Genomic DNA, 18,453 nt, shown 5'->3' on the forward strand with positions numbered 1-18,453 from the left:
ACGACCAGAAGCCGGCCGGCACAACGTCCCAGAACTAGGCCGGTGGGGCTAGGCTCAGCCGAAAAGGAGATGCAGCAGCTGACGACCACGTTTCACCGAATGACGATGACAGATCCTCTGGGCAATCCGAGCGACGAATTCCTGCAAAAGGTCGGCTTCCCGCAGAAGGTCGGCCGGGTAGCCGTGACAGCCGAAAAACGCGTCCCGTTCCTTGAGAGGAACGTCGTCGGATTCTCAACCCGTGTTCCAGCCGGAATGAAGGTGCGCGACGGCCGCGGCAAGTGGCTGGTGCGGCAGGTCCTGTACCGCCATGTGCCGGCCGACATGATTGACCGGCCGAAGACCGGCTTCAGCATTCCGCTCGACGCGTGGCTGCGCGGGCCGCTGAAATCCTGGGCCGCTGATTTGTTGTCGCCGGCGCGATTGAAGCGGCAAGGTCTGTTTGATCCCGCGCGCGTGACGCGCATGTTCGACGAGCATCTCAGCCGCCACCACAATCATTCCTACTGGATGTGGAACGTGCTGATGCCCCAGGCGTGGCACGACGAATGGGCTGGTGCCCGATGGCTCAATCTTCGACCGTGGCGGGGACGGTCATGGCGCCCTTGCCCTTTTCGGCGCTGAGGATCCACACCACGCCGCCCATGCCGCCGACGATGAAATACACCGCGCCGAACAGGATCGAGACCACCGTGCCGTCGGCCGGCGCCAGGCCGGCATAGCCGAACGCGACCATCATCGTCGCCTCGCGCACGCCCCAGCCGGCGATCGAGATCGGCAGCATCGTGATCAGCATGATCGGCGGCGTCAGCAGGAACAATTGCTCGAATGCGGCAGATGCCGCGATCGAACGCACGGCACACCAGGCTATGACGACCGCGAGCACGTGGATGGACAGCGACAGCACGGCGATCTTCGGCGCCGTCGTCCTGCCGAAGATCACCTTGCTCGCGATCACTGAGCAGGCATAGACATGCCGCGTCGGCCACCACGCCTTCATCCAGGCGGCCGGAAGAATGCCGATGGTGAGGAAGCCGACGCCGGCCGCCAGCGCCGCGGCATCGACCAGCACCAGAGCGAGCCGTCCCTTGTCGTCGGCGATCATGCCGTAGCTCCACGGCAGGCTGGCCACGATGATCAGCGCCAGCGCGATGAAGCCGACGGCGCGATCGGTCAGGATCGAATAGCTGGCCGCGCGCCAGCCGGCGCCGGTGCGGCCGATCAGCCACAGGCGGACCGCATCGCCGCCGATCGAGGAGGGCAGGGTCTGATTGAAGAAGGCGCCGATCATGTTGTACCGGAACGCCCTGAGATCCGACAGCGGGGCGCCGCAGAGCACCGAAATTTCGCGCCAGCGCAGCGCGCCGATGAAGATCTGGCAAATCGTGATGGCGACCGCCAGCACGATCCAGCCGATGCTGATCTGGCTAAGCCGCTCGCCGATCGCAGCGAAGTTGATGCCGCGCAGCGCGAGATACAGCAGCGCGAGCGACACCACGATCCGGAGGAGGAGAATCAAAAACGCACGCATGCCAGGCTGGCTTCGCTCTTGGTTTGAAACGGCCCAAGCCGAGTGCGAGACGCGCAACTCCCGTCCTGGCGAGATGATCGGACCCCTGCCCGGTACGAGCCGTTACGCGGCCGACCCCTTGCGGTCCTGATGCCCCGGTGGCTAAACAGTCGCAGGGGTGGCGTCAATGGCCTCCGAAACGACCGGAGTATCAATTTATGTCTCATGGCCGAAAGATCGCGGTGATAGGCCTTGGTTACGTCGGCCTGCCGGTCGCCGCTGCGTTTGCGCGCGCGGGTTGCCCGGTCATCGGCTTCGACATCGATGCTGTGAGGGTCGTTGAACTGCGGGCGGGGCGTGACCGGACCTTTGAGGTCGATGCCGCCGATCTCGGCCGTCCGGGGCTGCGCTTCACGAGCGAATCGGGCGAGATGGCCGCGGCCGATTTCTTCATCGTCACGGTCCCGACTCCGATCGACAGCGCGCGCCGGCCCGATCTGAGCGCGATGCTGGCTGCCACGCGGACGGTCGGCGGCGTGCTGAAGCGCGGCGACATCGTGGTCTACGAGTCCACGGTCTATCCCGGCGCGGTCGAGGAAGACTGCGTCCCGCTGCTCGAGGCCTGCTCGGGGCTCAAGGCCGGCGACGGTTTCAACGTCGGCTATTCGCCCGAACGCATCAATCCCGGCGACAAGACCCATCGCTTCGAGACGATCATGAAGGTGGTGTCGGCGCAGAACCCGCAGACGCTGGAGATCGTGGCGGCTGTCTATGGGTCCGTCGTCACCGCGGGCATTCACCGGGCGCCCTCGATCAAGGTCGCCGAGGCGGCCAAGGTGATCGAGAACACCCAGCGCGATCTCAACATCGCCTTCATGAACGAGCTCTCGCTGATCTTCCAGGCGCTACAGATCGACACGGGCGACGTGCTCGCGGCGGCGGCGACCAAGTGGAACTTCCTGCCGTTCACGCCGGGGCTGGTCGGCGGGCACTGCATCGGCGTCGATCCCTATTATCTCACCTACCGCGCCGAGAAGGCCGGCTATCATCCCGAAGTCATTCTCGCCGGCCGTCGTATCAATGACGAGATGGGCCGGCGGATCGCGCGCGAATGCATTCGCGGGCTGCTGAAACGGAAAGGACGCAGCGGCGTCGTGACGATCCTCGGCATGACCTTCAAGGAGAACGTGCCGGATATCCGCAATTCCCGCGTGATCGACATCATCAGCGAATTGCAGTCGTTCGGCATCGACGTGCAGGTCGCCGATCCCTTGGCAGATGACGCCGCCGTGCATGAAGAGTACGGCATCGGCCTCGCGGCGCTCGACGCGCTCCGTCCTGCCGATGCCGTCGTGCTCGCCGTGTCGCATGACCAGTATCTCGCCGGCGGCTGGCCCCTGGTGCAGCGACTGTTGCGCGAGGAGAGCGGCCTCGTGCTCGACATCAAGATGAAGCTCGATCGCGCCAGCAAACCCGCCGCCATCGAACTGTGGCGACCCTGACGGAGCCGACCATGCCAGATGATCGCATCCTCGTCACCGGCGCGGCCGGCTTCATTGGCTTCCACCTGACGCAGCGGCTGCTAGCCGAAGGGCGTGAGGTGGTCGGCATCGACAACATCAACGCCTACTACGATCCGAAGCTGAAGGAGGCGCGGCTCGACATTCTGAAGGCGCAGCCCCGCTTCACCTTCCACAAGCTCGATCTGGTCGATCGCAGCGGCATCAAGGCGCTGTTCGCCACGCACCGCTTCCTCGCGGTGGTGCACCTCGCGGCGCAGGCCGGCGTGCGCTACTCGCTGGAAAATCCCCACGTCTATGTCGATGCCAATCTCGAGGGCTTCGTCAACGTGCTCGAAGGCTGCCGCCATCACGGCTGCGGGCATCTCCTGTTCGCGTCCTCGTCGTCCGTCTACGGCGCTAACACCAAGCTGCCGTTCTCGGTCAAGGACAATGTGGACCATCCGATCAGCCTCTATGCGGCGAGCAAGAAGGCCAACGAGCTGATGGCGCATTCCTACAGCCATCTGTACCGGCTGCCGGCGACGGGCTTACGCTTTTTTACCGTTTACGGCCCGTGGGGCCGGCCCGACATGGCGATGTTCACCTTTGCCAAGGCGATCCTCGCGGGCCAGCCGGTGAAGCTGTTCAATCACGGCCAAATGCGGCGTGATTTTACCTATGTTGACGACATCGTGCAGGCGATCGTGCACCTGATCGGCCGGCCGCCACAGGGAAACCCGGATTGGGATGGAAACAAGCCCGACCCATCGAGCAGCCGCGCGCCATGGCGGATTTACAATATCGGCAACAATCACCCCGAACAGCTGACCGACGTGATATCGCTGCTGGAGAAGGAATTCGGGCGGCCGGCCATCAAGGAGATGCTGCCGATGCAGCCGGGAGACGTCGAGGCGACCTACGCGGATGTCAGCGATCTCGAGCGTGACATTGGCTTCCGGCCCTCGACTTCGATCGCCGACGGCATCGCGCGATTCGCGCGCTGGTATCGCGACTATCATGGGATTTGAGGATTTTATTATATGACCGGACGCATCATCCCTCTCATCATGTGCGGTGGCGCCGGAACCCGCCTCTGGCCGGCGTCCCGCGAAGTCCGGCCGAAGCAGTTCCTGCCGCTGTTCGGCGCCAGGTCCACGTTCCAGGACACCCTGCTGCGCGTCTCCGACGCGGATCTGTTCGCACGGCCCATCATCATCACCAATGCGGCGTACCGCTTCATGGTGCTCGAGCAACTGGCCGAGATCGGTATCGAGGCCGACGTCCTGCTGGAACCGATGCGGCGCGACTCCGGTCCGGCGATCGCAGCCGGGGCCGCCTTCGCGCAGTCCCGCGATCAGGATGCCGTGGTGCTGGCGCTCGCCGCCGACCACGTCGTGCGTGACAAGGCGGCGTTTCTGGCGGCCTGCCGCGAGGGGCTGGTAGCGGCGGAAGCCGGCCGCATCGTCACCTTCGGGGTCAATCCGGAACGCGCGGCCACCGAATACGGCTACATCAGCCCGGGCGCGACGGTATCTGGTGAAGTCCGCGCGGTGGCGAAATTCGTCGAGAAGCCGGATCAGCCGACCGCCGAGCGCTACATCGGCGAGGGCTACCTCTGGAACAGCGGCAACTTCATGTTCCGCGCGTCCGTCCTGCTCGACGAGTATCGCAAGTTCGACGCTGCCAGCGTGCAGACGGTGGCGGATGCAGTGAGCAAGGCCGGCCGTGATCTCAGCTTCATCATCCTGGACTCCGACGCCTTCGCGGCGGCCAAGCCGATCTCGATCGACTATGCCGTGATGGAGAAGACCGAGCGGGCCGCCGTGGCACCGGTGTCGTGCGGCTGGTCGGATGTCGGCTCGTGGCACGCGGTCTGGGAGCTGTCGGACAAGGACGGGCAGGGCAACGCGGCGCGCGGCACCGCCGTGTTCGAGGATTCCCGCAACTGCAACGTCGTCACCGACAAGGCATTGGTCGCGCTCGAAGGCGTGGATGACCTGGTCGTCGTGGCCGCGCAGGATGCCGTCCTGGTGTCGCGCCAGCGCGATGCCAACGGCCTGAAGCGGCTGGTCGCCAAGCTCAAGACCGTCGCGCCCGAGGTGACCGAAGCCCATATCAAGGTGCACCGTCCCTGGGGCAGCTACCAGTCGGTCGACAATGGCGAGCGGCACCAGGTCAAGCGCATCATCGTCAAGCCCGGCCAGCGGCTGTCGCTGCAGAAGCACTATCACCGCTCCGAGCACTGGATCGTGGTCCGCGGTGCCGCCCGGGTCACCGTGAACGAGATGGTGAAAACCGTTCACGAGAACGAATCGATCTACATCCCGATGGGCGCCGTGCACCGGCTGGAAAATCCCGGCAAGATCCTGCTTGAGCTGATCGAGGTTCAGACCGGGTCCTATCTCGGCGAGGACGATATCATTCGAATCGAGGACGATTACCGCCGCGAGTAGAGCGGGGGTCTCGCCGCGAATCACGCGAGCCGTGCTAGACAGCCCCGGAACGGTCCCCGGAGAGCTTCGTTGCAAAGCACGATCGGATCGCGTGCGTTCCAGAACGCGCGCCTGCAGAAGAAGAACCGCAAGCAGGCCGATGGCCTGATGCCGCAGGCCGTCGCGGCCTATCGGGCGGGCCGGCATGCGGATGCCCAGGCCATCTGCGGGCAGGCGCTCGGCCTCGTCCCCGATCATTTCGATGCCCTGCATCTGCTGGGCGCCTCGGCGCTCGACAGCGGCCGCTTCGATCTGGCCGAGCAGGCGCTTGCCCGCGCCGTCGCCGTCGAGCCGCGCAATGCCGAGGCTCTCGCAAATCTTGGTCTCGCGCTGTTCAGCCTCAAGCGCTACGAGGAGGCACGCGCGGCGCAGGAGCGCGCAGTTGCGCTCAAGCCGAATTTCGCGACGGCATGGACCGGCCTCGGCAACACGCTGATGAACATGCAGCTGTTCGCGCAAGCGATCGATGCGCATGATCGGGCCATCGCGCTCAAGGCCGACTTCGCCGACGGCTATTGCAACCGGGGCATGGCGCAGCTGCTGTTGCTGCGTAACGAAGACGCCATGCAGAGTTTCGATCGCGCCTTGGCGTTGGCGCCGCGGCACATGCAGGCGATGTTCGGCAAGGGGCTCGTCGGCATCAATCTGCGCCATCTCGAGCAGGCGCTCGACGCCTTCAATGCGGCGCTCGCCATCAAGCCGGGAGCGGCTGCAGTGATCGCGCAGCGCGGCCGCCTCTACGTGCAGATGGGACGGTTCGCGGAGGCCGAGGCCGACTTCGAGGCGGCGCTGGCAATCGATTCCAGGCTGGAGTCTGCCTTGCTCGGCAAGGCGCATGTGGGTGTGCTGACCGAGCGGATCGCCCCGGCGATGCTCGCCTGCAAGCGGGTGCTCGAGCAGAATCCGAACTCGGAGGTCGCGCTGATCTGGCTTGGCGCCTGTCTGGCCAAGCAGGGCGATACGGCGACCGCCATCCAGCATTTCGACCGCGCGCTCGAGATCAAGCCGGATTTCGAGGATGCGATCCTGAAGAAGATCTTCGCGCTCGATTTCTATCCCGGTGCCGACGTCGCCGTGCATCAGGCCGTCAGGCGCGAATGGTGGGAGCGCATCGGTGCGCGCATCCCGCAGCGCCAGCTCGGGTCGATCGACCGCGATCCGGAGCGACGCATCACGGTCGGCTACGTGTCGTCGGACTTCCGCAGCCATTCCGCGGCGCTGACCTTCCTTCCGGTGCTGCGCCATCACGACCACGGCGCCTTCAAGGTCATCTGCTACTCGTGCTCGCCGCAGGTGGATTCCGTCACCGCGCAGTGCAAGGCGGCGGCCGACATCTGGGTGGATGGCACGCAGCTGTCCGACGATGAGCTCGCCGGTCGCATCCAGGCGGACCAGGTCGACATTCTCGTGGATCTGTCCGGCCATTCGGCCGGCAACCGCCTGACGGTGTTCGCGCGCAAGCCCGCGCCGGTCCAGGTCACGGCCTGGGGCAACGCCACCGGCACCGGTCTGCCGACCATGGACTACTTCTTCGCCGATCCCGTCACGGTGCCCCAAGCCGTTCGGCCGCTGTTTGCCGAACAGGTCTATGACCTGCCGGCGCTGATCACGACGGACCCGCTGCCGGACGCGACGCCGACGCCGCTGCCGATGCTGCACAAGGGCCACGTCACCTTCGGCATCTTCAACCGCATCGACAAGATCTCCGATCAGGTCCTCGACGTCTGGGCGGCGCTGCTGCGGGCGGCGCCGTCAGCACGGATCGTGATCAAGAACGGCGCGCTCGACGATGCCTTCCTGCGCGACGGGCTGATCGCGCGGTTCACGGCTCAAGGCATCGAGGAGAGCCGGCTGACATGTCTCGGCGCCTCGACGCGCCAGGAGCATATCGCGGCCTTTGCCGAGATCGACATCTCGCTCGATCCGTTTCCGCAGAATGGCGGCGTGAGCACGTGGGAATCGCTGCAGGCCGGCGTGCCGGTCGTGGCCAAGCTCGGCAACAGCTCGGCCTCGCGCGCCGGCGGCGCGATCGTCAAGGCGATCGGTCTCGACGATTGGGTCGCCGAGGACGACGAAGGCTACATCGCGATTGCGCTGAAGCATGCGGCTGATCCGGCAGAGCTGGCGCGCATTAGGGCCGAGTTGCCGGCGCGGGTGGCCAATTCAGCCGCCGGCAACGTCCAGGCCTACACGCGCAAGGTCGAAGAGGGCTATCGCCAGTTCTGGCGCAATTATTGTGCTGCCGTCTGACAACTGCAGCGCGGATTGCGCGGCGGAGACCGTTGTGTTCTCGAGTCCCATTCAGTGAGTGAGTGCTTTGCGTGAAGTCCGTGGAGGCCGCTCTTGGCAGGCAATGTTGGTTCGCGCGCATTTCAGAATGCGAGACTCCTGAAGAAGCACCGCAAGCAGGTCGATGACCTCCTGCCGCGCGCGGTCGCGGCCTATCGCGCCGGACGGCTCGCCGAGGCGCAGGCGATGTGCGGGCAGATCCTGGCGCTCCTCCCCGAGCATTTCGATTCCCTGCATCTGCTCGGCGTGGTGGCGCTCGACGGCGGCCAAACCGAGCTCGCCGAGCAGGCCCTGACGAAAGCGGTCGAGATCGAGCCGCGCCATGCCGAAGCGCTGTCCAACCTCGGCCTCGCGCTGTTCAATCGCAAGCGCTACGACGAGGCGCGCAAGTGCCAGGAGCGCGCCATCGCGGCGCGGCCGAACTTCCCCGCGGCGCTCACCGGCCTCGGCAATACGCTGATGCATCTCGGCCTGCCGAACGAGGCGGTGGCGGCGCATGACCGGGCGATCAAGCTGAAGCCGGACTACGCCGACGCCTATTGCAACCGGGGTATGACGCTGCTGACGCTCGAGCGCAACACTGAGGCGAACGAGAGCTTTGCCCGCGCGCTCGCGCTCAATCCCCGGCATATGGAGGCGAAATTCGGCACCGGGCTCGCCAGCGTGGCGCTGCGCCATTACGACGCCGCGCTCGCCGCGTTCGATGCCGCGCTGGCCATGAAGCCGGGATCGGCCCGGGTCATCGCCCAGCGCGGCCGGCTGCATTTGCAGGCGCACCGGTTCTACGAAGCGGGAGTCGATTATGATGCCGCGCTGGCCCGTGAGCCGGACTCGGAGCCGGCGCTGCTCGGCAAGGTGCAGATCGGCCTGAACAACGGCAACATCGCATCGGCCTTGCAGGCCTGCCGCAAACTGCTCGAGATCAATCCGAAGTCCGAAGCGGCCTGGGGCTGGCTCGGCATCTGCTGCGCCACCCAAGGCGACCTGCCGACGGCCCTGCAGCACTTCGACCGCGCGCTCGAGCTCAAGCCCGACTTTGCCGACGCTGTCACAGCGAAGATCTTCGCACTCGAGTTCTGGCCCGACGCCGATTTCGCGCAGCACCAGGCTATCAGACGCGACTGGTGGGAGCGTGTCGGACGCCACCTTCCGCAGCGCGTCCTGGCGCCGCGCGACATGGATCCGGAGCGTCGCATCACCGTCGGCTATGTCTCGTCGGACTTCCGCAATCATTCGGCAGCTTTTGTGTTTCTGCCGGTGCTGAGGCACAGCGACCGGGAGCACTTCAAGATCGTCTGCTACTCCTGCTCCGTGATCCAGGACGAGGTGACGGAGCGCTGCCGGGCCGCCGCGAGCGAGTGGGTCGATGCATCGCAGATGTCGGACGACGAGCTCGCGGACCGCATCCAGGCGGATCAAGTCGACATTCTCGTCGATCTCTCCGGCCATTCGGCAGGCAACCGGCTTCCGGTGTTCGCCCGCAAGCCGGCGCCCATTCAGGTCACGGCCTGGGGCAGCGGGACCGGCACCGGCCTGCCGACGATCGACTACTTCTTTGCCGATCCCGTGACCGTGCCGGAGAGTGCGCGCCACCTGTTCGCCGAGAAGGTCTATGATCTGCCGGCCGTCATCACCATCGACGCGCTGCCGGCCCCCGTGTCGAGCCCTCTGCCGATGCTGCGGACCGGCGCTGTCACGTTCGGCGTGTTCAATCGCATCGACAAGATTTCCGACCCTGCGTTGCGGGTGTGGTCGCTGCTGATGCAGCAGCTGCCGGGCTCGCGGATCGTCGTCAAGAACAGCGCGCTCAGCGACCCCGTGCTGCGCGATGGCCTGATCGCGCGCTTCGTCGCCCATGGCGTGCCGCTGGAGCGTATCACCTGTCTCGGCTCGTCGCCGCGGGATCAGCATATCGCCGAGTTCGCCAACATCGACATCTCGCTCGACCCGTTCCCGCAGAACGGCGGTGTGAGCACCTGGGAGTCGCTGCAGGTCGGCGTGCCCGTCGTCGCCAAGCTCGGCCGCAGCTCGGCCTCGCGCGCGGCAGCTGCGATCGTCAAGGCGGTCGGCCTCGACGATTGGGTGGCTGAGGATGACGACGGCTACATCGCCATCGCGCTGAAACATGCGGCGCAGCCCGAACAGCTGGCGCGTCTCAGGGCAGAGCTGCCGGCGCGCGTCACTGGCTCCGCGGCCGGCAATGTCGAGACCTACACGCGCAAGGTGGAGGAGGGCTACCGGCAGTTCTGGCGCCGCTACTGCGCGGGCTGACGGATCATCTCGACGGCGCTGCACGATGCCGTCATCGAACATGTCTCTGTATCTCTTTGCGTCCCCTTTGGAGGCTGTCCCTTGGCAAGCGATGTCGGTTCCCGCGCGTTTCAGAATGCGAGGCTGCAGAAGAAGCACCGCAAGCAGGCCGATGCGCTGATGCAGGCTGCCGTGACGGCCTATCGCAGCGGTCGTCTGGCCGAGGCGCAGGCGATCTGCGGCCAGATCCTGGCGCTGCTGCCGGATCATTTCGACGCGCTGCACCTGCTGGGCGTCACGGCGCTCGACGGCGGCCAGATCGATCTCGCCGAGGAGGCGCTGAGGAAGGCGGTGGAGATCGAGCCGCGCCATGCCGAAGCGCTCTCCAATCTCGGCCTCGCGCTGTTCAACCGCCAGCGCTTCGAGGATGCGCGCAAATGCCAGGAGCGGGCGATTGCGCTCAAGCCTGGTCTCGCCGTCGCGCAGACCGGGCTCGGCAACACGCTGATGCGGCTCGGCCTGCCGGCGGAGGCGATTGCCGCGCATGACCGGACGATCGCGCTGAAGCCCGACTATGCCGACGCCTACTGCAATCGGGGCATGGCGCTGCTTCCGCTCGGCCGCCACGCGGAGGCCACCCAGAGCTTCGACCGCGCGCTGTCGCTGAATCCGCGCCACATGGAGGCGCTGTTCGGCAAAGGACTCGTCAACCTCGACCTGCGTCATCTCACCGAGGCGCTGGCTGCCTTCGACGCCTCGCTTGCGATCAAGCCCGGTGCGCCGCAGGTGCTCGCGCAGCGCGGGCGGGTGCATCAGATGTCCGCGCGGTTCGACCAGGCGATGGCCGACTACGAGGCGGCACTGGCGCGTGATCCGATGCTGGAAGTCGCGCTGCTTGGCAAGGCGCAGCTCGCCTATTTCAAAGACATCTCGGTAACGGTGAATGCCTGCCGCAAGGTGCTGGAGCAGAATCCGCGCTCCCTGGACGCCTGGCTGTGGCTCGGTGTCTGCTTCGGCAAGCAGGGTGAGGTGGAGGCTGCCGTCGAGCATTTCGATCGCGCCCTCGAGATCAGGCCCGACTATCCCGAGGCGATGACGGCCAAGATCTTCGTGCTCGAATTCAAGCCCGGGGCCGATTTCGCGCTTCACCAGGCGGTCCGGCGCGAATGGTGGGAGCGCATTGGCGTTCACATCGCACGCCGGCCGGCGCCGGTGCGCGACCTCGATCCGGAACGGCGCCTGCGGATCGGCTACGTGTCCTCGGACTTCCGCCATCATTCGGCGGCGCACACCTATCTGCCGGTGCTGAGGCATCACGATCAGCAGAACTTCGTTCTCGCCTGCTATTCCGCCTCGCCGGTGCAGGACGCCGTCACTGATAAGTTCCGCGCCTGTACCGACCTCTTTGTCGACGCCACGCAGATGTCCGACGACGAACTGGCGGACCGCGTCGAGGCGGACCAGATCGACATCCTCGTCGATCTCTCGGGCCATACGTCCGGCAACCGGCTGCCGCTGTTTGTCCGCAAGCCGGCACCCATTCAGGTCACGGCCTGGGGCAGCGGCACCGGAACGGGGTTGCCGACCATCGACTACTTCTTCGGCGATCCCGTGACGGTGCCCGAGGCGGCGCGTCCGCTGTTCGCCGAGCAGGTCTACGATCTGCCGGCCGTGATCACGACGGAAGGCGTGCCGGGTATCGTGCCCGCACCGCTGCCGATGCTGCAGAACGGCCATATCAGCTTCGGCGTGTTCAACCGCATCGACAAGATCTCGGACCCTGCGCTCGAGGTCTGGACCCGGATCATGCATGCGCTGCCGACCTGCCGCATCGTCATGAAGAACGGCTCGCTCGATGATCCCCTGCTGCGCGACCGCCTGCTGGCGCGCTTCGCCGCGCATGGCGTCGCGCCGGAGCGGGTGGTCTGTCTGGGGCAGTCGAGCCGCGAGGAGCAGATGGCGCAATTCGCGCAAGTGGACATTTCGCTCGATCCGTTCCCGCAGAATGGCGGCGTCAGCACCTGGGAATCGTTGCAGGCCGGAGTGCCCGTCATCGCCAAGCTCGGGCTGAGCGCGGCCTCGCGCGCCGCAGCAGGGATCGTCACATCGGTCGGGCTCGGCGAATTCGTTGCCGAGACGGACGAGGCCTACATCGCGCTCGCCGTGAGCTGGGCGTCCAAGCCTGAGGCGCTGGCCAGGATCCGCGCCGAGCTGCCGAGCATGCTTGCAAGCTCGGCGGCCGGCAATGTTGCGACCTACGCGCGCAAGGTCGAGGAGGCCTATCGCCTGTTCTGGCGCCGGCACTGTGCCAGCGCCGGCTGAGCGCCCTCTACGGCCGGCCCCGGCCATGCCGTGAACGAGTTCATCGCGTTCCGTTTCTGCCCGCTGCCTTGAGGAGGCACGTCTTTGGCCAGCAATGTCGGCTCTCGCGCTTTCCAGAATGCGAGACTCCAGAAGAAGCACCGCAAGCAGGCCGATGAGCTGATGCCGCGCGCGGTTGAGCTCTATCGCGCGGGACGTCACGCCGATGCGCAGGCGGTCTGCAGAGACATCCTGGCGCTGCTGCCCGACCATTTCGACGCCCTGCATCTGCTCGGCGTCGTGGCGCTCGACGGCGGGCAGCTCGAACTCGCCGAGCAGGCGCTGACCAGGGCGGTGGAGATCGAGCCACGCCATGCCGAGGCGCTGTCCAATCTCGGCCTCGCGCTGTTCAGCCGCAAACGCTACGAGGAGGCGCGCAAGTGCCAGGAGCGGGCCGTTGCGCTGAAGCCCAATCTGCTCGTCGCGCTCACCGGCCTCGGCAATACCCTGATGCACCTGGGCCTGCCCGAGGAGGCGATCGCGGCTCACGACCGGGCGATCGCGCTGAAGCCGGACTACGCCGACGCCCACTGCAACCGCGGCATGGCATTGCTGCCGCTGGCGCGCAATGCGGAGGCCAACCAGAGCTTCGATCGCGCGCTGTCGCTCAATCCGCGGCACATGGAGGCGATGTTCGGCAAGGGGCTCGCAAGCATCAATCTGCGCCATTCCGACGACGCGCTCGCGGCGTTCGATGCCGCGCTGACGATGAGGCCGCGCGCGGCGCAGGTGCTGGCGCAGCGCGGCCGCCTGCACCAGCAGGCCGGGCGGTTCGACCAGGCGATGGCCGATTTCAACGCGGCACTGGCGATCGATCCGCGGCATGAGGTGGCGCTGATGGGCTTCGCGCAGCTGAGCGTGATCAGGGACAATATCGCGCCGGCGATGGACGCGTGCCGCAAGGTGCTGGAGCTGAACCCGCAGTCGGAGGTGGCCTGGACCTGGCTCGGCGAATGCTTCTGCAAGCAGGGCGATCTCGCCGCCGGTCTGCAGCATTTCGAGCGCGCGCTCGAGATCAAGCCCGATTTCGGTGATGCGATCACCGCGAAGATCTTCCTGCTCGACTTCATGCCCGACACCGGCTTTGCCGAGCATCAGGCCGTCAGGCGCGAATGGTGGAGCCGGATCGGCGCCCAGATCGCGCGCCGGCCACAGCCGTTGCGCGATCGCGATCCGGAGCGGCGGCTCACCATCGGTTATGTCTCGTCCGATTTCAGGTCGCATTCGGCCGCGCTGGTGTTCCTACCGGTGCTGCGCCATCACGATCACGACGCCTTCAGGATCGCCTGCTATTCCTGCTCGCCGCTGCAGGACACCATGACGGCGCAGTGCCGTGCCGCCGCCGATGTCTGGGTCGATGCCTGGCAGATGTCGGACGAGGAACTCGCCGACCGCATTGAGGCCGATGGCGTCGACATCCTGGTCGATCTCGCCGGCCATTCGGCGGGCAACCGCCTGCCGGTGTTCGCGCGCAAACCGGCGCCGGTCCAGGTCACGGCCTGGGGCAGCGGCACCGGCACGGGCCTGCCGACGATGGACTACTTCTTTGCCGATCCGGTGACCGTGCCGGAAGCGGTGCGTCATCTGTTCGCCGAGCAGGTCTACGATCTGCCCGCCGTGATCACCACCGATCCGCTGCAGGGATGGCAGCCGACGCCGCTGCCGATGCTGCGCAACGGTTACGTCACCTTCGGCGTGTTCAACCGCATCGACAAGATCTCCGATCCCGCGCTCGCGCTGTGGTCCCGGCTGATGGCTGCGCTGCCGGACGCGCGGATCGTCATCAAGAACGGTGCGCTCGACGATGCGCTGGTGCGCAGCGCCCTCATCGCCCGCTTTGTCGCTCGCGGCATTGCGCAGGAGCGCATCACCTGCCTCGGCCTTTCGTCGCGCGAGCAGCACGTCGCGCAATTCGCCGAGATCGACATGTCGCTCGATCCGTTCCCGCAGAATGGCGGGGTCAGCACCTGGGAGTCGCTGCAGGCCGGCGTGCCGGTGATCGCCAAGCTCGGCCATGGCGCGGCGGCGCGGGCCGCAGCTGCCATCAACACGGCCGTCGGGCTCGCCGCGTTCGTGGCCGAGGACGATGACGGCTACATCGCCATCGCCCTGAATCATGCCGCGCAGCCCGCCGCGCTGGCGCAGCTGCGCGCCGAGCTGCCGGCGATGGTCGCGAACTCCGCGGCCGGCAATGTCGAGACCTATACGCGCAAGGTGGAGGAGGGCTACCGCCTGTTCTGGCAACGCTACTGCACCTCCTCCTGATCGCGGCTACAGCCGCGCGGCGCCGACGATGCGTCCGTCCGGTGCTTCGAGCAGCACCGCGACATCCTCGCCGTCCGGCATCGGCTCGTTGAGCCGCAGCGACGTGCCGCTCCAGTCGCCGAGCGCGCGCACCGAGCGCACCACGTTCAATTCCTCGAGCGTCCGGCCGCCATTCTCGCCGCGGCGGATGGCCGTCTCGTGCTGGTGATCGAAGCCGACCAGCAGGACACGGCCGCGTCCCTCGCCGGCGCCGACCTCGACCGTCAGCTTGTCGCCGCTGCGGCTCAGCTTCACGCTCGCCGCCGTCGCGCTCGCGCGTCGCGCCCGATCGATCGCCGGCCCGACCTCGGCCCTGTTGGAGCCGACATGGCTGGTGACGCCGTCGATGACGATCTCCGGCGTGTAGGAGCCATCGCCGAAGCGGCTGCCATAGCGCGCCTGGCGGTCGGTCGCGGCCGGCAGCGAGAACGGATCCTTCCAGCCGAGCCGGTCCCAATAGGTGACATGGAACGCCAACGGCAGCACGTCGCGGCGCTGCCGCACCATCTCGTTGAGATAGGCATTGGCAGGTGGACAGGACGAGCATCCTTGCGACGTGAACAGCTCGATCACGACCGGCCGTTCCACGGCGGCGGCTGGAGCGACCCACATAGTCAAGGCGGCAAACAGGGAGGTGCAGAGGAGCGGGGCGAGGCGGACGGTCATGAGCGTTCTCCAGCGATGCGACATGACCTCCTTCGCGTGATGAACGTGCCGCGTTACCTTCCACACGGGAGCGTGAAGGCGCGCGAGGCGCGCCGCCAACCCTGTCGCGGTGCGTGAGGAGGCCGCCGGCCACACGCGAAGGGCTCCGCGCAGCCCATTCAAAACACTCCGCTTTTTCCCGGGGCCGAATGTAACTTTCTGAATCAAATCGTGTCCTGAAAAGGGTTTACGCATTCGCCTCGCTTCAACCAGCGTGCTAGGAGAACTTCGCCGGCTGATTTGCAGTTCGTTAACTGTTGCGGCCATTCCGGGGCATTGATGGGGTCGAGCGACATGAGTTCCAAGGGGGCGGGCCACAAGGCCGAGCTGAGGCAGGCGCTGCGAGTCGGCGTGATCGGAGCCGGCGTGATGGGCAGCAACCATGCCCGCGTGCTCGCAGGCCTTCCCGACGTCCATCTCGTCGGTGTGGTCGATCCGCTGCCGGCGCATCGCAGCCGCGTCACCGAGCTTGCGAATTGCCCGACCTTCGAGAGCCTCGATCAGCTCGCCGCCGAAGGCGTCGATGCCGTCACCATCGCGGCGCCGACCCATCTGCATCATGAGCTCGCGCTGGCCTGCATCGCCCGCAAGGTTCATCTCCTCGTCGAGAAGCCGATCGCCTCCACCGTGGACGAGGGCCGGGAGATCGTCTCGGCCGCGCATCGCGCTGGCGTCACTTTGATGATCGGCCATGTCGAGCGCTTCAATCCGGCGGTCGCCGCGATCAAGAAGGCGATCGCCGGCGAGGACATCCTGTCGATCGCGATCACCCGTGTCGGCCCGTTCCCGCCGCGCATGTCCAACGTCGGCGTCGTGATCGATCTCGCCGTGCACGACATCGATCTCATCCGCTGGTTCACCGAGTCCGACATCATCGAGGTGCAGCCGCAGCTGTCGAGCGCGGTGGCCGAGCGCGAGGACATCGCGCTGCTGCAGTTCCGCACCGCCTCCGGCGTGCTCGCCCACATCAACACCAACTGGCTGACGCCGTTCAAGGCGCGCAACGTCACCGTGGCGACGCGCGGCAAGTACATCATGGGCGATCTCCTGACGCGCCAGGTCACCGAATGCTTCGGCTTCAAGCCGGACGGCAGCTACTCGATGCGGCATCTGCCGGTCGGCCATGACGAGCCGCTGCGCGCCGAGCTGATCGCCTTCCTGCACGCCGTGCGCTCGGGCACCTCGCCGGCCGTCACCGGCGACGAGGGCGTCGCGAGTCTCGCGATCGCCACGCAGTGCCTGGAGACATCCAGCCATCGCCCGGCCGAGGCGGCCAAGCTCCGCGTGGCGGGCTAGCCGGCTCGTCATCCGCTCCATCCTGTCCGTTTCCGAACAAGTGTCAGAGCTCATGAACCAGCACCTGCGTCATCAGCCCATTCCGTTCATCGACACCGCCGCGCAGCGCCAGCGACTCGGCAAGTCGCTCGATGATGCCGTCGCCCGCGTGCTCGCGCATTGCCAGTTTCTCGGCGGCCCGGAGATCATCCAGTTCGAGAAGGAATTGGCCGAGTTCTGCGGCGCCAAATATGCGGTGAGCTGCTCCAGCGGCACCGATGCGCTGCTGATGGTGCTAATGGCCCAGGGCATCGGCCCGGGCGATGCCGTGCTGTGCCCGTCCTTCACCTTCTGTGCGACCGGCGAAGCTGTCGCGCTGACCGGCGCCACGCCTGTGTTCGTCGACGTGCTGGAGGACACTTTCAACATCGATCCGGCCTCGCTCCGCCGTGGCATCGCCACCGCCAAGCGCCTCGGCCTGAAGCCGAAGGCCGTGATCCCGGTCGATCTGTTCGGCCAGGCCGCCGATCACGACGCGGTCGCCGCGATCGCCGCGGACGAGGGCCTGTTCGTGCTCGACGACGCAGCCCAAGGCTTTGGCGCCAGCTACAAGGGCCGCCGCATCGGCACCTTTGGTCTCGCGACCGCCACCAGCTTCTATCCCGCCAAACCGCTCGGTTGCTTCGGCGACGGCGGCGCCATCCTGACCGACGATGCCGGTCTGCTGGAGCGCCTGCGCAGCGTGCGCGCGCATGGCGGCGGCAGCGACAAATACGACAACGTCCGCCTCGGCCTCACCGCGCGGCTCGACACCATCCAGGCCGCCGTGCTGCTCCAGAAGCTCAGCATCTTCGAGGACGAGATCGCCGCGCGCAATGTCGTGGCCGAGCGCTACACCGCGGCGCTGGCCGACGTCGTCAAGGTGCCGCGTCTCGTCGAGGGCTGCAGCTCGGTGTGGGCGCAATACACCATCCGCCTGCCCAGCGGTGTCGACCGCGACACCTTCGCCGCCGCGCTGAAGGCGCAGGGTATCCCGACCATGGTGTACTATCCGAAGTCGATGCACCAGCAGACCGCCTACCGCGTCTTCCCGAGCGCCGACGGCGGCCTGCCGGTCAGCGAGCAACTCTCCGCCGACGTCATTAGCCTGCCGATGCACGCCTATCTCGACGAGGCGACGCAGGCGCGGGTCATCGAGGTGGTGCGCGGCGCGCTGGCGGCTTAAGGGTTCGCGCATCGCTCAGCCGACCGCTGACCTGGGCTCGGCTCCTCATCCGGCCGCGCTCTCGCCACGACGAAAGCGCGGCTAAGAGTGATCTGTCGCACCGGCGGCCACACACACCGCTGTCGTCCCGGCGAACGCCGGGACCCATACCCCCAGGGAGCGGTTTGAGGCAGGCTGGTGATTGGCCCTTTGCCCAACAATTCCGCCGCGGCGTATGGATCCCGGATCTGCGCCACGCCGCGCTTCGCGCGTCCTAGCTTGTCCGGGACGACAGCGGTGGGTGAGGCGCGATCACCTATCAAACAGCTCAACTCCGTAGGGTGGGCAAAGGCGCGCCCATCTACACGCTTGTTGCGCGGACCCATCCCGCGCCGTGCCCACCATCGCCACCACCGATGCGGATCCGCGGTGGGCACGCGACCGCCCTGCGGGCGGCCGCTTTGCCCACCCTACGGCCGCTTCCAGATCGTGTCCCGTGTCGTGGTGTAGCTCGCGGTGGGTGACCGCGTTCGCCGGCGAGAGCCGGGCTGGTCAGCTGGC

11 protein-coding genes and 1 pseudogene are annotated in these 18,453 nt (G+C 66.6%); 10 read left to right on the forward strand and 2 right to left on the reverse strand.

Annotation, left to right across the window (positions count from 1 at the left end):
• Positions 1 to 66: 66 nt before the first annotated feature.
• Positions 67 to 561 (forward strand): annotated as a pseudogene (locus tag ACQR1I_RS36160) (asparagine synthase-related protein); the annotation flags it as partial.
• 7 nt (positions 562 to 568) lie between these two features.
• Here ACQR1I_RS36160 and ACQR1I_RS36165 read toward each other — a convergent pair.
• Positions 569 to 1,531 carry a lysylphosphatidylglycerol synthase transmembrane domain-containing protein gene (locus tag ACQR1I_RS36165; RefSeq protein WP_434871113.1) on the reverse strand — a complete coding sequence of 321 codons (963 nt, stop codon included), beginning with the start codon at positions 1,529 to 1,531 and terminating at the stop codon, positions 569 to 571.
• A 197-nt stretch (positions 1,532 to 1,728) separates the two neighbouring features.
• Here ACQR1I_RS36165 and ACQR1I_RS36170 point away from each other — a divergent pair, with 197 nt between their 5' ends.
• The 7 genes from ACQR1I_RS36170 (at position 1,729) to ACQR1I_RS36200 (ending at position 14,669) form a co-directional block, all read left to right on the forward strand.
• A complete protein-coding gene (locus ACQR1I_RS36170; protein ID WP_434871114.1) occupies positions 1,729 to 3,012 on the forward strand; it encodes a nucleotide sugar dehydrogenase in 1,284 nt (427 codons plus the stop codon).
• An 11-nt stretch (positions 3,013 to 3,023) separates the two neighbouring features.
• On the forward strand, positions 3,024 to 4,040 hold the full coding sequence (locus ACQR1I_RS36175) for an NAD-dependent epimerase (protein WP_434871115.1): 1,017 nt from the start codon (positions 3,024 to 3,026) through the stop codon (positions 4,038 to 4,040).
• A gap of 12 nt (positions 4,041 to 4,052) precedes the next feature.
• Positions 4,053 to 5,465, forward strand: a complete 1,413-nt coding sequence (locus tag ACQR1I_RS36180; protein WP_434871116.1) for a mannose-1-phosphate guanylyltransferase/mannose-6-phosphate isomerase — start codon at positions 4,053 to 4,055, stop codon at positions 5,463 to 5,465.
• A gap of 69 nt (positions 5,466 to 5,534) precedes the next feature.
• Positions 5,535 to 7,754 (forward strand): tetratricopeptide repeat protein, encoded by a 2,220-nt coding sequence (locus ACQR1I_RS36185; protein ID WP_434871117.1) that lies wholly within the window; start codon positions 5,535 to 5,537, stop codon positions 7,752 to 7,754.
• Between the two features lie 93 nt (positions 7,755 to 7,847).
• Positions 7,848 to 10,064: a tetratricopeptide repeat protein gene (locus ACQR1I_RS36190; RefSeq protein ID WP_434871118.1), complete on the forward strand. Its 2,217-nt coding sequence runs from the start codon at positions 7,848 to 7,850 to the stop codon at positions 10,062 to 10,064.
• Positions 10,065 to 10,145: 81 nt separating this feature from the next.
• Positions 10,146 to 12,365, forward strand: a complete 2,220-nt coding sequence (locus tag ACQR1I_RS36195) for a tetratricopeptide repeat protein (RefSeq protein WP_434871119.1) — start codon at positions 10,146 to 10,148, stop codon at positions 12,363 to 12,365.
• 84 nt (positions 12,366 to 12,449) lie between these two features.
• The gene (locus ACQR1I_RS36200) at positions 12,450 to 14,669 is read left to right on the forward strand and encodes a tetratricopeptide repeat protein (RefSeq protein WP_434871120.1); all 2,220 of its coding nucleotides are present in this window, start codon (positions 12,450 to 12,452) and stop codon (positions 14,667 to 14,669) included.
• Positions 14,670 to 14,675: 6 nt separating this feature from the next.
• Here ACQR1I_RS36200 and ACQR1I_RS36205 read toward each other — a convergent pair whose 3' ends face one another.
• Positions 14,676 to 15,374, reverse strand: coding sequence for a DUF1223 domain-containing protein (locus tag ACQR1I_RS36205; protein ID WP_434871121.1), 699 nt, complete (start codon positions 15,372 to 15,374; stop codon positions 14,676 to 14,678).
• A 333-nt stretch (positions 15,375 to 15,707) separates the two neighbouring features.
• Between ACQR1I_RS36205 and ACQR1I_RS36210 the strand changes: the two genes are divergently transcribed.
• On the forward strand, positions 15,708 to 16,709 hold the full coding sequence (locus tag ACQR1I_RS36210) for a Gfo/Idh/MocA family protein (RefSeq protein ID WP_434871122.1): 1,002 nt from the start codon (positions 15,708 to 15,710) through the stop codon (positions 16,707 to 16,709).
• Between the two features lie 52 nt (positions 16,710 to 16,761).
• Positions 16,762 to 17,913, forward strand: coding sequence for a DegT/DnrJ/EryC1/StrS family aminotransferase (locus tag ACQR1I_RS36215; RefSeq protein ID WP_434871123.1), 1,152 nt, complete (start codon positions 16,762 to 16,764; stop codon positions 17,911 to 17,913).
• The last annotated feature ends 540 nt before the right edge of the window (positions 17,914 to 18,453 follow it).

Origin of the sequence: Bradyrhizobium sp. HKCCYLS2038 (assembly GCF_051167655.1) — a bacterium.
Taxonomy (GTDB): domain Bacteria; phylum Pseudomonadota; class Alphaproteobacteria; order Rhizobiales; family Xanthobacteraceae; genus Bradyrhizobium.

Bases quoted from the DNA above. Each gene is read 5' to 3' on its own strand.
- ACQR1I_RS36165 (WP_434871113.1), bottom strand. From the start codon at position 1,531: ATGCGTGCGTTTTTGATTCTCCTCCTCCGGATCGTGGTGTCGCTCGCG.
- ACQR1I_RS36170 (WP_434871114.1), top strand. From the start codon at position 1,729: ATGTCTCATGGCCGAAAGATCGCGGTGATAGGCCTTGGTTACGTCGGC.
- ACQR1I_RS36175 (WP_434871115.1), top strand. From the start codon at position 3,024: ATGCCAGATGATCGCATCCTCGTCACCGGCGCGGCCGGCTTCATTGGC.
- ACQR1I_RS36180 (WP_434871116.1), top strand. From the start codon at position 4,053: ATGACCGGACGCATCATCCCTCTCATCATGTGCGGTGGCGCCGGAACC.
- ACQR1I_RS36205 (WP_434871121.1), bottom strand. From the start codon at position 15,374: ATGACCGTCCGCCTCGCCCCGCTCCTCTGCACCTCCCTGTTTGCCGCC.
- ACQR1I_RS36210 (WP_434871122.1), top strand. From the start codon at position 15,708: ATGAGTTCCAAGGGGGCGGGCCACAAGGCCGAGCTGAGGCAGGCGCTG.
- ACQR1I_RS36215 (WP_434871123.1), top strand. From the start codon at position 16,762: ATGAACCAGCACCTGCGTCATCAGCCCATTCCGTTCATCGACACCGCC.